Here is a 12933-nt window from a genome sequence, read left to right on the forward strand (position 1 = left end):
CGCCGGAGGCGAAACTAATATCGCAACACCTGCCCGGCCTTGCTGACGACGAATTTGCGCACATCGGCAAAGCCTGGCGGGTTGCGCTCGGCCAGCACCTGAAACGGCCGCTGTGGCAGGATGATCGACCGCTGGGTGCGCGTAGCCCCGGTTTCGGCCCCCTGCCCGCCGAACGGGTCCAGCGCAAAAACCTCGCGCTCGACGGTTGAAAACCAACCGGCGCGTTCTTCGATCACCTCTTCGCTTTCCAGCTCCTCGGTGGTCCAGGCCAGCGCCCAATCCTGACCTTCGGGCGCCTGTGCGTCCTCCAACACCTGCCGCAGGGGGCCGGATTGCTCGGTATAGGCCGAGGAATACATCGGGCCCACATGGATGCGGCGCAAATGTTTGGGATGGAGGTCGTCGAAATCCTGATCGAAGCCTTTGGCAATGGTCACCAGTTTCAGACCGCCTAAGCTTTGCGCCATCAGATGCGCCTGCACCTCGGGCCAGCGGCGTTGGTCCTTGGGCAGGGCAGTTTTGCCGCTGTCCTCCAACTGCATCAGGTAAATGACCGGCAGGTTGATCTGGCTGTCATAGACCGCCCAATGGATCAGGAACTTGCGCCGCTCGCCCTCATTCCCGATCCAGTGACATTCGGGATCGTTGCGGGCCCAGAACAGCTGACCTTTCAGCAATTCCTCGTAATAGAGCCTTTGGGACAGCGCGAATTGCAGCTTGGTGGGAATCTCCCGGTCGCCAATAATTGTCCGCACCATGTCGGTTTTCAGGTCGTCTTCCGAGGGCATATTCGCCAGATGAACCTGCGCCTGCTGCGCGTCATTGGCCATGGTCAACAACTCGGCCGCCACCGGAAACCCGCTGTCGCGCTTGTCCATGGCGAGGCTGCCAAAGAACCGCCCCGTATCGCGCCCGACCAGCAGGTATTTCATGGACAGCGCGCGGAAGGTGTAGAGCAGCCCCGAAAGGTAGCGCGACACGATCCGCACCTCTTGTTTGCTGATCGCGCCCTCGGCCTCCATCGTTGCGGCCACGCGCAGAAGGTGGACGGTGATCACCTCGAATTTGCGGAAGTAACGGCGCGAGGCGAAGGTGTCGGTCAGGCCGACATGGTCTTGGGTGGGGTCAGTCATCCTTGATGGTTTCTTCAAAATTGTTTGAACTCAGCCTAGAAAACCAAAACCTAACTAAGCTGCCAAAGCAGAGCACAGCATAGAGCAGTATCCATTTCGACGCATCGTTTGGAGCTAACCAGACTATGAACGGAATGAGGCAGGCACCTAATGCTGATTGGTATGCCCACTCACCCAACGTTCTTGGACGCCCCACTAAATTGAACTCAGAGAGCTTCATCCCCCATACAAATTCTTATCATGCTTCTCGACAATCGACGCGAACCGGCGGGCAAAGCGTTCATCCGCCTTTGCCTTTTTCTCCAGCACGTCGCGGGCAAAGACCATGTGGTCCTCATGCGCCTCAAGCATGTCGGCCATTTTCTGATTGGTCGCGGTGCCGATGGCGGCCATGGCGGTTTGCGCCTCCTGATCCGTCTGCACGCCGATCTCGTTGATACGGTGGGCCACGTCCTGCTGTTGCGCGGTTTTCAGCGATTTGGTCAGCGCGTCATACAGCACCACGCGCTGTTGTGTGTCTGTTTGCAGCTTGTTGATCAGCACCATCTGCGTCGCCGCCTGATTTTGCAGTGAATCGACCCAGGTCTTGCCCTTTTCAATGTACCGCTCCAGCGTTTGTGATTTGGCCAGCTTGACCTGCTCTTCCTGAACCTTGGCGTTGTATTGCTTGTTCAGCTCAGCCAATTCAGTCTCTAACTGGGTCCGCGCGGCGGCGTCCTGTTCGACGCTGATCTTGTTTTCCAGCGTGATGATCGTCGGATCCATACCCTGAATTTCGGCGCGCAGCGCCTCGAGTTCCGCCACGGTCGCCTCGCGATCGTCCAGCGTGACGGTCAGGTTGTCCTCGACCTTGACGCGCTGTTCCTCCAGCACGGCCAACTGCCCTTGCAGCAGTTTGACGATCACGTCGGATTTGGCGATCAGGTCTTGCAACTTGTCGTCGATATTGGCGGTGCGCATCCGCTCCTGCCGCATCGACTCGGATTTACCTTTCGAGAAGATGCCGACAAACGACTCCCACCCGGTTTTCGAGCGCATCTCGTCAAAATCCTTGGAAAACGCGCTGGTGACGTCGTCCAGCCCCATGATCAGCTCGGCGATATTGGCATTCATCACCTCGGTATGGGCATGCACATCTTCGAGCGTGGCGTTTTCGATGTCGATATCGGCCTCGGCAGTGCCGATCTTGGCGCGGGCCGCTTCAATGCGCGAGGTCAGCCCTTCGATCTGAGACTGGCTTTCGCGCACTTTGGCTTGAGTCTCTTCTATCAACGCTTCGAATTGCTGGTTCGACATCGCTTCTATCCCTTTTTTCTTCTATTACCCAATAAGATAGGAAATGTTACACTGATTTACATCCCCTGGGTCTCAAAATTCACCCAGACTTTGGCAAACTCCTTGGCAAAAAGAAAGGCGAGACCGGACAATGAAACGCGCAGATTTCGGGTGACTCGATTAAATTAACTTGTTAAGTAATTTTTTGATCAAATCTGGATTGATTCCACATCCAGAGTGGCCATAGACAATTGAGACATCACCTGTTTGGGTGCGCACAACCCAATTCACGCCGGAGGCTTATCATGCTGGACGCAACGACCGATCTGAAGTCAATCCTGAAGAACCCCGAATTGCTTGTAACCAAAGCCTATATCGGCGGTCAGTGGGTGGACGGTGACAATGGCACGTTCAAAGTCACAAACCCCGCTCGGGGCGATGTGGTCGCCGAGGTGGCAGACGTCAGCCGCGCTCAGGTCGCCGGAGCAATCGCACAGGCCGAAGCCGCGCAGAAAGAATGGGCCAAGCTGACCGGCAAGGAACGTGCAGCCATCCTGCGGCGCTGGTTCGATCTGATGATGGAAAACGCCGAGGATCTGGGCAAGATCCTGACCGCTGAACAGGGCAAGCCCCTGGCAGAGGCCATCGGTGAGATCGGCTATGGCGCGTCTTTCATCGAGTTCTTCGGTGAAGAGGCCAAGCGGGTCTATGGCGAGACCATTCCCGGCCATCAGCGCGACAAGCGGATCATGGTGATGAAACAGCCAATCGGCGTTGCGGCCTCGATCACGCCCTGGAATTTTCCCAATGCCATGATCACCCGCAAGGCAGGCCCGGCTTTGGCCGCCGGCTGCGCCTTTGTGGCGCGTCCGGCCACCGAAACGCCCCTGTCGGCGCTGGTACTTGCGCTGCTGGCGGAACAGGCCGGCGTGCCCGCGGGTGTGTTCAACGTGGTGCCCTCATCCCGGGCCAGTGAGATCGGCAAGGAGTTCTGCGAAAACCCCGGCGTGCGCAAGCTGACCTTTACCGGCTCGACCGAAGTGGGGCGCATTCTGCTGCGGCAGGCGGCCGATCAGGTCATGAAGTGTTCGATGGAGCTGGGCGGCAACGCGCCGTTCATCGTGTTCGACGATGCCGATCTGGATGCCGCCGTCGAAGGCGCGATGCTGTGCAAGTTCCGCAACAACGGTCAGACCTGTGTCTGCGCGAACAGAATCTATGTGCAGGCCGGTGTCTATGACGCGTTCGCGGCCAAACTGAAAGCGGCAGTGGAAGCGCTGAAAATCGGCGACGGTTTGACCGAAGGCACCACCACCGGCCCGCTGATCAATGCCGACGCGGTCGCCAAAGTCGAAGAACATATCAAGGACGTGACCGACAAGGGCGGCGCGGTTCTGACAGGCGGCCTGCCCCATGATCTGGGCGGCACGTTCTTCCAGCCAACCATCGTGACCGGCGTGACGCAGGACATGCTGGTGGCGCAGGACGAAACCTTCGGCCCGCTGGCCCCGCTGTTCAAGTTCGAGGACGAAGACGACGTGATCGCCATGGCCAATGACACGATTTTTGGTCTGGCCTCGTATTTCTATGCCAAGGACCTGAGCCGCGTCTACAAGGTGGCCGAAGCGCTGGAATACGGTATCGTCGGCGTGAACACCGGCATCATCTCAACCGAGCTGGGCCCGTTCGGCGGCGTCAAGCAATCCGGTCTGGGCCGCGAAGGCAGCCATCACGGCATGGAAGACTATCTGGAAATGAAATACGTCTGCATGTCGGTCTGATCCAATACGGTCTCTGTCCCATTGCGGTGGGCAGAGACCCCGCGTCCGGAAACGCAATCGCGTCGTCTATTGACTGTTCATGGCGGCGGCCCAGTCGACGCTGACACGGCTATTCTGCGGATTTGTCGCGGATTTGTTCGATTGCACGGGTCGCGAACTTTCCCTGCAACGAACCGTCCACCATGGCTTCCAGCGCGGGCAATGCAGAGGACGCCGCGCCACCTATTTTCCCCAATGCAATAGCTGCCTCTTTGCGGACAAACACCGACGGGCTTTCAAGAAGCGCGATCAATTCCGGCACCGCTGGCTCTGCCTCGGGACCAAACAGGGCCAGCGATTGGGCTGCCGTCCTCTGATCTTTGGCATCCCCCCGTGACAGGTCCGCCCTCAGGCTTGCTATGGTTTTTTCCGGAGGCAACGCCGCCAGACGCAGCCCGTCGTTCAGCCGGGCGTTCAACTGCTGGTTCTCACCGACCCAGCGAATGATGAAAAAGTAATTCTGAACAGCGTCCTGTATGACACCGGCATGCTTGCCCTTTTGCCATCGGTCGATGATGGCCCTGCCCGCACGGCGATCTCCATTCAGGGCCAGAACCGAGGCTGCAAATGGCATCAGCTCGGTTGCCTGCGGATTTCTGTTCAACTCTTTCTCGATCACATCTGCCGCGCCCGTCAGGTCATTCAATGCGTAAAGAGCCGCCGCTTCAAACAGCGCGTAGTGGCTGGGATAATTGGGATCCAGCCGGGTCGCAGCCTGTACAAAGGCCAATCCTTCCTCGGGCTCACCGGCTGCAATCAGCGCCCATCCCATCGTCAGATGCGCCTCGGGGTCGCTGGGTTGCAGCGCGATGGCTTTCGCTGCTTCTCGTCTGGCTTCTTCCGTCCCCCGACCTACCCGTAGGTTACTGTCCCAATCCGGAAGGTTGAGACTGACAATAGCCCGGATAACGTGCACCAGGGCGGTATCCTGCTCCATCACATCCCGGTAATATCTGTAAAACAGGCCGATATGCATTTGCGCGCCTGATTCTGCAAACCCATTCCAATGATGAAAGATGTGCGGCCGCAAATGCGCCAAGGCAAGCGTCGCCCAGGCACGCCCATAATCCGGGTCCAGTTCCACGGCCTTTTCAAAATGGGGAATTGCCGCAAGGTTGTCCTGTTCGTTGAACTGCGAATACAACTCCCACCCGCGTTGGAAGGCTTCGCGTGCCGCAATGGTCTGGGTTTCCACGCTTTCGATGGCTTGCCGGCTTTGAGGGTCGAGCGGAAGATCCAGCTCCTGCGCAATTGCGAGAACAATGGTTTTCTGCACTTCAAAGACGTCATCAATCGCGCCATCAAACCTGTCCGCCCAGATCAATCGCCCGCTCAATGTGTCGGTCAGGCGAATGTTGATCCGGAAATCTTCATCCGCACGTCGCACGCTGCCGTCAACGACGTAGCGAACCCCAAGTTCTTCGGCGAAACGTGCGATATCTATGTTTCTGTCGCGGTATGCGAAGGATGAATTCCCGGCGATGACGAACAATCCGGATATTCGGGACAGGTCCGTGATCAAATCCTCAGAGATACCGTTGATCAGCATCTCCTTGGATGCGTCATCGGTGTAATTCGCAATCGGCAACACGGCGATGGAAGGCAGATCCGGTAAAGGGTAAACCATCTGCGCCTCTGAGGCGCGCAATTGGCCCGTCTTCCACGGTTTCGTCAGAAAAAGCCCAACAGCTGCCAACATCACCAGCAGAGCCGCCAGTGGCAGCCAGCGGGATGTCCTCTGCGTGCGGCTTTTTCGCGGGGAAGGCAAAATTTCCGCTTCTACGCGGAAGGCCTGAACCAGGTCTGCGATGTTCTTGACGTTCTGTGGCCCGATCGGGGCAAAACCATAGGGCACTTTGTTGCGCGCATAATCGACGATGGATTGTGAAACAATGATACCACCGGGATCTGCCAGTGCCTCAAGCCGCGCGGCAACGTTCACCCCGTCGCCAAGGATGTCATCCCCGTTCGAAACCACATCGCCGACATTCAGGCCAACCCGAAACGTGAAGACGCTATCTTGATCGGTGCCCGCGTTTCTCTTTGCAAGGTCGGCCTGAATTTCCACGGCAGCGTGAACCGCATCGACGGCGCTGCGAAATTCGATCACAAAGCTGTCTCCCGCAGTGTTCGCGATGCGCCCTGAATGCCGGGCGATCGCCGGCTCTATCACTTCGCTGCGGATCAGGCGAAGCCTTGCGATGGTACCTTCTTCGTCCAGACCAACCAATCTTGAGTAGCCGGCGATGTCGGCTGCCAGGATAGCTGCTAGTCGACGTTTTGGTCGGCTTTCCATAATACCGAAGACTATCAGGCGGATAATTTGCTGGGAACCAGTTTTCGCAAACGCCCAAAACACAACGCCCCGCGTCTGGAGGAACGCGGGGCGTGTGTTGCGGCAGTCCGGGAGGAGTGAACTGCCGCGGGATATTCAGAAGCCTCAGTTCACGGCTTTGGCGTCCATCACATCCTTCTCGATGGCTTTGGCCGAGGTGATCTCGATCCGGCGCGGTTTCAGGGCCTCAGGAACCTCGCGCTTCAGTTCGATGTTCAGCATACCGTTTTCGTGGCTCGCACCGGTGACGCGGACATGATCCGCCAGGGCAAACCGACGCTCGAACGCGCGGGTGGCGATGCCACGGTGCAGATAGGTGCGCTCTTTGTCTTCGGCGGCTTTCTTACCTGCCACGACAAGTGAATTCTCTTTCACTTCCACGGTCAGGTCGTTTTCCGAAAAACCGGCAACGGCCACCGAAATCCGGTAGGTGTCGACATCAGTTTTTTCGATGTTGTAGGGTGGATAGCTGGGCTGGGCCCCATCATTGGTCAGAACGCGATCCATCATGTCGGCAATCTGGTCAAAGCCAATGGTGGCGCGGTGCAGCGGTGCAAAATCAAACGTACGCATGTGTCATATCCTCATTCTTGAGCGATTTGCGATAAGCGCCCTCCGACTGGACGGGCGATTTCAGGTACCGGACCCCGTTGTGGCGGTCCGATACACATCACATGGGTAGCGATTTCGCCGAGTTCAACCCCCGCCAGAACTGATGAATTTCGCACCAGATCCTGACTTACCGGACCCGACCTGCAATCGGCGGATCGAAGCCTTGGGCTGAGGTGCGTCGCGCCGCATGATGGCCTTGAGCTCGGCGACGATCCCGTCAAGCTCCATGCCAAACCCCACCTTTCTACGGCCGTTCGTGCCTACCGCCGATACCACGGACAGGATCTGCCAGCGCGCACCGTTTTTCGCCAGAATTGCAGACCCGGAAGACCCGAAAGTAATGTCGCAATCAAAGGTGATCAGACCCTGCCTGCGGTCGATGATACGGCACGACCGTTCTCGGGTGATCGCCTCGGACCGTCCCCGTCCATACGAGGCAATGCTGATCTCGTTGCCCGGAACATGGCCGCTGTGCAGCGCAAAAGGGTCGGCGACCGAATACGGAATAGGCTCATTCAGCCGCATCAGGGCCACGTCCAACTGGACGCCTTCGTGCGACAGCGGGTTCTGCGCCCCATAGCTGGGATGAAGGGCGATTTGCGTGACCTGACGTTCGGCCAAAGCGTTGCCGTTACTGAGGCCTGCACGAAACGTGATGTCTTCGGGCACATATGTCTTCCCGGTTCGACGATCCACCGCACAATGGGCTGCGGTCAGTACCATGTCCTGCGCGATCAACGTGCCGGTGCAATACGAGGCATCGCGGACATCCAGTCGACCGATAGCCTCCCAACCATAAAGGTCATCCCGGTCGGTCAGCTTGCGCTTGTTGGATTGCGCTTGCGGCGCTGTTGCCAAGACGCTCAGGCCCAATAACAAGCTCCAGAAGACTCTCATCATGGTCGAATGAACTTTGCACCTATGTTCTTGTTCGTTCCCGATCCGGACGAGGAAAGCCCAAATCCCCGCCCCGCAGAAAGTTCGTCACGCAGCAATTGCAGCGAATGCTCAACCGCGGTTCCAATTGCAACACTCTGGCCGTCCATACTGGCCTTGGCCGCAACCACCGATACGATCTGAGGGCGCGCGCCCGAGAAAGAAAAAACGGGTGCCCCCGAAGACCCGAAATCAACATCGCAGGACATGACCATAACCCCGGCCTGCCGATTCATGACCGAGCAGACCTGTTGCAGCGACGGAGCTTCTGACCGGTCATGCGCATAAGACACAACGCCCACTTCAGCGCCACGTTTGGGCTGATCGCCCGACTCAAATGGAATGACGGCGGTATTACGGATCGGCTGCCACAGCTCGATCAAGGCCACGTCCGCGCTTACCCGGTCGGCCGTTGAATCGACGCCATATTGGTAATCCGGATGGATCACAGCCTGGCGCGCGGTCCGATAGGCCAACGCACGCCCCAAACGCCACCCAGCCAGAAACTCGATATCCGCAGGGTTGATCCGTTGTCCTGATCTTTTGTCGAACAGGCAATGCGCCGCTGTCAGTACAAGCGTCGGCGACACCAGCGTTCCGGTGCAAAACCCTGCGCCGGCGATATCCAACCGCCCGACAGCCATCCACTCGCGCCCGGAATCCGACGTATCCAGGCTTTCCAGCCTGGTGTCCTGCGCCGTGGCCGCCAATGGCAAGACACAGAGCACGATCGCCTTGATCCAGTTGCGCACGCGGTTCTCCGAGACTCACTTTGAAGCCTTTGTCCTACGTGCCGCGTTGGGCGAAAATAGGGCGATCAGGCATCAAAGGAATTTCCCTGGGAAATGATGCGCGCTGGCATCAGCATGATTCACCGCAAGACGGGAACCGGATCCGCTGTTCTCTGCAAGGCCGGTGGCTTTGGCCCGCCCGTCGCCCAGTCCAGCAACTCTACCGTGTGAACGATCGGCAGTTGCGTACCAGAACCGATTTGAATCATGCACCCGATATTGCCGGCAGCAATGATATCGGGCTGTTTCGCCTCAAGTGTTCTGACTTTTCGCTGTTTCAACTGGCCTGATATTTCCGGCTGCATCAGGTTGTACGTTCCCGCGCTGCCGCAGCACAAATGACTGTCGGCGGGTTCGACAACCGTGAAACCCGCGTGTTTCAGCAAGTCTTTGGGATAGGATTTGATCTTCTGCCCATGCTGCAATGAACAGGCTGCATGATAGGCGACGGTCAGGTTTTTGTTTTCCCCCGCCGACAGGTCTAGCTGGATCAGAAGTTCACTGACATCCATGGCGATTGCAGACACACGCGCCGCATCTTCGGCAAGCGGGTCATTGCGAAACATATGCCCATAGTCTTTCACGGTTGTGCCACAGCCAGAGGTGTTGATGACGATGGCGTCCAACCCATCACCGTCCATTTCCCGTTTCCAGGCTCTGATATTGGCGGTTGCCGCCATATGACTGTCTTGCACTTTGCCCATGTGATGGGTCAAAGCTCCGCAACACCCGGCACCGTCAGCGATCACGACCTCGCACCCCAACCGTGTCAGCAGGCGGATCGTGGCGTCATTGATATCGGTGTTCAGCGCCTTTTGTGCGCAGCCCGTCATCAGCGCCACCCGCATTTTTCGTTCACCGCCGGGCGCAAAACTCTGCGGATCATCGTTGCGGCTGACAGACGAGATATGCTTGGGCGCCATCTCCAACATCGCGCGCAGCCGGGCATCAGGCATCAGGAACCGGAAAGGACGGCCCAGCCTGGCCCCGATCAGGGCCCAACGGAACCGCATCGGATAAGGCAGGATCTGCGCCAAAACCCAGCGCAACACGCGATCCGTCAGCGGGCGCTTGTAGTTGGCCTCGATATATTCGCGCGCATGATCGACCAGATGCATATAATGCACACCTGACGGGCAGGTGGTCATGCAGGCCAGACAGGACAGGCAGCGGTCGATGTGCTTGACCGTCTTTTCGTCGGGCACGCGCTCGTTTTCCAGCATGTCCTTGATCAGGTAGATGCGCCCACGCGGACTGTCCAGCTCGTCTCCCAGCACCTGATATGTCGGGCACGTGGCCGTGCAAAATCCGCAATGGACGCAGTTTCGCAGAATCTCGTTCGAGCGCTGGATGGCCGGGTCTTGCAATTGCTCATTGGTGAATGTTGTCTGCATCGCCCTATCCCATCAGCCCCGGGTTGAACAAACCCCGAGGATCAAATTTCGCACGCAAGCCCTTTGTCAGTGCCGATATTGATGTGGGCTCCGGATGAAATCGCCCCAGTTTTCTGATCGTGTCGTGGTCAGATCGTACCAAAGTGGCATGACCTGAAAACGCGCCAAGCCGGGCACGCACATCCGTGCCAGCCGGGACCAGCAGCCAGACAAGACCGCCGCCCCAGTCAAACAGCGCTTGATCCGCTTCGGCGCGCGCCGAAATCTCTGCCGCGTCACCCGGTTTTACCGAAAGCCGCCAGACGTCCCCGTCCTTTCCCTGAAATGGGTGAACGTTGCGGATCCCGGTCCAAGGCGCTGCGGCGTCTCCCTCGTCTGTCACCTCACCAAAATCTGCCAGTAAGGCGGTCAAACGACCGATCCTGTACGTCACCGATTCTGCAAACCCCTCGACCCTAAGCAGGGCATTGCCACCCGCCGGGTCATAGGCGGCACCCGTCACTTCAAAAGGTGATTTCAACGCAGCGGAAAGAACTTCCACCGCTCTGCCGGCATCCCGAACGGCGACGGACAAAGTCGCCGCTTTTTCCGGCTTGGGCAGCACCTTCAACGACACTTCGGTCAGAATTCCCAGTGTTCCCCAAGACCCACCCATCAATTTAACGAGATCATAACCGGTGACGTTTTTCATAACTCGCCCACCGTTCTTGACCACCTGTCCGCGCCCGTCGACGAAACGCACACCTAGCAGGAAATCCCGGCAGGCACCGACCTGAATCCGCCGCGGGCCCGAGATATTGGCCGCGACGACACCGCCGATCGTTGGTTCACCTTGAGTTTCAAGCAAACTGCGGTGATCCATCGGCTCAAACGCCAGCTGCTGACCTTCCGCCTCCAGCACGGCCTTGATCTCTGCCAATGGTGTCCCGGCCTTGGCCACAAGAGTAAGTGCTCCGGGTTCGTAAAGCGAAATGCCACGCAGAGCCCCGGTTTCGATATTCGCTTCGGGGCCGGTGACCGCGCGCGTGCCGCCACCGACGATGCAAACAGGGTCTTTCAATCCGGCCACCATGTCGGCCAGTTCAGATTCTGATTCAGGTTTCATGGCAAAATCCGTTATTAGAGCCTGTTACTCGGCAGCAATCTGCGCGTGGCGACGGGTTTCCGAAACGTTCAGTGGAAACACCTTGGCAGGGTTCAGCAGCCATTTGGGGTCAAAAACGTCCTTGACCGCCATCTGCGCCTCAAGATCGGCAGGCGCATATTGATGCGACATGAGATCCCTCTTCTCGATACCCACGCCGTGCTCACCGGTCAGACAACCGCCTTCGTCCACGCATAATTTCAGAATTTCGGCCCCGAATGCCTCGCATTTTTCCAGATCACCCGGTTTGTTGGCATCGAAAAGGATCAGCGGATGCATGTTCCCATCCCCTGCGTGAAATACGTTGCCAACAGGCAGACCGAATTCTTCACTCAACTCGCCGATACGGCGCAGCACCGTCGGCAGGGCCGACACCGGGATCGTACCGTCAAGGCACATATAGTCGTTCAACTGCCCCATGGCGCCGAATGCGGATTTCCGACCAAGCCATATTTTTGCACTTTCTTCGGCTGACTGGCTTTCTCGCAGTTCGACCGGGTTGTGTCGTTTGGCGATCTCGATGATTTTCGCCAATTGATGGTCAATTTCGGCTTCAGACCCTTCCACTTCGACAATCAACAGCGCATGGCAATCGGGGTATCCAGCGTGCGCAAAGTTTTCGCAGGCTTTTATGCACAGCGTGTCCATGAACTCGATCGCGACCGGCAGAATGCCCGATTTGATAATGTCAGAAACACATTGACCCGCGACTTCGTTGTCGTCGAACCCCATCAGAACCGGCCGCGCGCCTTCGGGTTTGCGCAGAATGCGCAGTGTTGCTTCGGTCACCACGCCCAGCTGACCTTCCGAGCCGCAAATGACGCCCAACAGGTCCAGACCGGGTGCATCCAGATGCGCGCCGCCGATCTCGACAACACTGCCATCCATCATCACCATGGTCACGCCCAGAAGGTTGTTCGTTGTCACGCCATATTTCAGGCAATGGGCGCCACCTGAATTCATCGCGATATTGCCGGCAATGGCACAGGCCAGTTGCGAGGAAGGATCAGGCGCATAAAAGAAGTCTTCTTCCTCGACCGCGTCGGTCACGCTCAGATTGGTGCGGCCCGTCTGCACCCTGATGAAACGGTTGTCATAGTCCGTTTCCAGAACCTCATTCATCCGCGCAACGCCCAGAATGACGCAATCAGCCGTTGGCAATGCCCCGCCGGCCAGCGACGTACCCGCACCGCGCGGCACGACCGGCACGCCTTCTTCATGGCAAATGCGCAAAACATCCGAGACTTCCTGCGTGCTCGACGGCAGCACGGCCAGCATCGGCGGGCATTTGTAAGCCGTCAGGGCATCGCACTCATAGGCTCGGGTTTCAGCCGGATCATGGATAATTGCCGTATCTGGCAGAACGCGCGACAGCCGCGAAACGATCGTGCTTTTCCGGTTCAGTACGTCCGGGCTTGGCTTTGGCATTTCCATGGCATCCCTCCCCTTCCTCTCTTTGGTAAAATAATATTACCAATTTAGCACTCTGGCAA

General features: G+C 57.9%; 10 protein-coding genes. 1 reads left to right on the top strand and 9 read right to left on the bottom strand.

The genetic code is table 11. The features are described 5' to 3' along the window. Positions 1-14: 14 nt before the first annotated feature. Positions 15-1133: a hypothetical protein gene (locus tag ACR0LI_RS10765; RefSeq protein WP_480718494.1), complete on the bottom strand. Its 1119-nt coding sequence runs from the start codon at positions 1131-1133 to the stop codon at positions 15-17. A 216-nt stretch (positions 1134-1349) separates the two neighbouring features. After that, positions 1350-2429 carry a coiled-coil domain-containing protein gene (locus tag ACR0LI_RS10770; RefSeq protein WP_171230262.1) on the bottom strand — a complete coding sequence of 360 codons (1080 nt, stop codon included), beginning with the start codon at positions 2427-2429 and terminating at the stop codon, positions 1350-1352. A gap of 284 nt (positions 2430-2713) precedes the next feature. Here ACR0LI_RS10770 and ACR0LI_RS10775 point away from each other — a divergent pair, with 284 nt between their 5' ends. Beyond that, positions 2714-4189 (top strand): NAD-dependent succinate-semialdehyde dehydrogenase, encoded by a 1476-nt coding sequence (locus ACR0LI_RS10775; RefSeq protein ID WP_257599804.1) that lies wholly within the window; start codon positions 2714-2716, stop codon positions 4187-4189. A gap of 109 nt (positions 4190-4298) precedes the next feature. Here ACR0LI_RS10775 and ACR0LI_RS10780 read toward each other — a convergent pair whose 3' ends face one another. The 7 genes from ACR0LI_RS10780 to ACR0LI_RS10810 form a co-directional block, all read right to left on the bottom strand. Continuing rightward, entirely contained in the window at positions 4299-6524 is a 2226-nt protein-coding gene (locus ACR0LI_RS10780) for a tetratricopeptide repeat protein (protein WP_480718495.1), read from the bottom strand. A 144-nt stretch (positions 6525-6668) separates the two neighbouring features. Then, positions 6669-7136, bottom strand: coding sequence for an Hsp20 family protein (locus tag ACR0LI_RS10785; protein WP_171635607.1), 468 nt, complete (start codon positions 7134-7136; stop codon positions 6669-6671). Positions 7137-7259: 123 nt separating this feature from the next. After that, the gene (locus tag ACR0LI_RS10790) at positions 7260-8048 is read right to left on the bottom strand and encodes a trypsin-like serine peptidase (RefSeq protein WP_480718496.1); all 789 of its coding nucleotides are present in this window, start codon (positions 8046-8048) and stop codon (positions 7260-7262) included. 23 nt (positions 8049-8071) lie between these two features. Beyond that, positions 8072-8863 (bottom strand): trypsin-like serine peptidase, encoded by a 792-nt coding sequence (locus ACR0LI_RS10795; protein ID WP_480718497.1) that lies wholly within the window; start codon positions 8861-8863, stop codon positions 8072-8074. A gap of 119 nt (positions 8864-8982) precedes the next feature. Further along, positions 8983-10296, bottom strand: coding sequence for a glycolate oxidase subunit GlcF (gene glcF / locus ACR0LI_RS10800; RefSeq protein WP_480718498.1), 1314 nt, complete (start codon positions 10294-10296; stop codon positions 8983-8985). A gap of 4 nt (positions 10297-10300) precedes the next feature. Next, positions 10301-11401, bottom strand: a complete 1101-nt coding sequence (locus ACR0LI_RS10805; protein WP_480718499.1) for an FAD-binding protein — start codon at positions 11399-11401, stop codon at positions 10301-10303. 24 nt (positions 11402-11425) lie between these two features. After that, a complete protein-coding gene (locus ACR0LI_RS10810) occupies positions 11426-12874 on the bottom strand; it encodes an FAD-linked oxidase C-terminal domain-containing protein (RefSeq protein ID WP_209834229.1) in 1449 nt (482 codons plus the stop codon). Between the last annotated feature and the right edge of the window lie 59 nt (positions 12875-12933).

The organism is Ruegeria sp. CL7, from assembly GCF_056536445.1.

What these genes read in the sequence shown, in the direction of transcription:
- ACR0LI_RS10785 (WP_171635607.1), bottom strand. Translation starts at nt 7,136, where the DNA reads ATGCGTACGTTTGATTTTGCACCGCTGCACCGCGCCACCATTGGCTTT.
- ACR0LI_RS10805 (WP_480718499.1), bottom strand. Translation starts at nt 11,401, where the DNA reads ATGAAACCTGAATCAGAATCTGAACTGGCCGACATGGTGGCCGGATTG.
- glcF (WP_480718498.1), bottom strand. Translation starts at nt 10,296, where the DNA reads ATGCAGACAACATTCACCAATGAGCAATTGCAAGACCCGGCCATCCAG.
- ACR0LI_RS10780 (WP_480718495.1), bottom strand. Translation starts at nt 6,524, where the DNA reads ATGGAAAGCCGACCAAAACGTCGACTAGCAGCTATCCTGGCAGCCGAC.
- ACR0LI_RS10775 (WP_257599804.1), top strand. Translation starts at nt 2,714, where the DNA reads ATGCTGGACGCAACGACCGATCTGAAGTCAATCCTGAAGAACCCCGAA.
- ACR0LI_RS10765 (WP_480718494.1), bottom strand. Translation starts at nt 1,133, where the DNA reads ATGACTGACCCCACCCAAGACCATGTCGGCCTGACCGACACCTTCGCC.
- ACR0LI_RS10770 (WP_171230262.1), bottom strand. Translation starts at nt 2,429, where the DNA reads ATGTCGAACCAGCAATTCGAAGCGTTGATAGAAGAGACTCAAGCCAAA.
- ACR0LI_RS10810 (WP_209834229.1), bottom strand. Translation starts at nt 12,874, where the DNA reads ATGGAAATGCCAAAGCCAAGCCCGGACGTACTGAACCGGAAAAGCACG.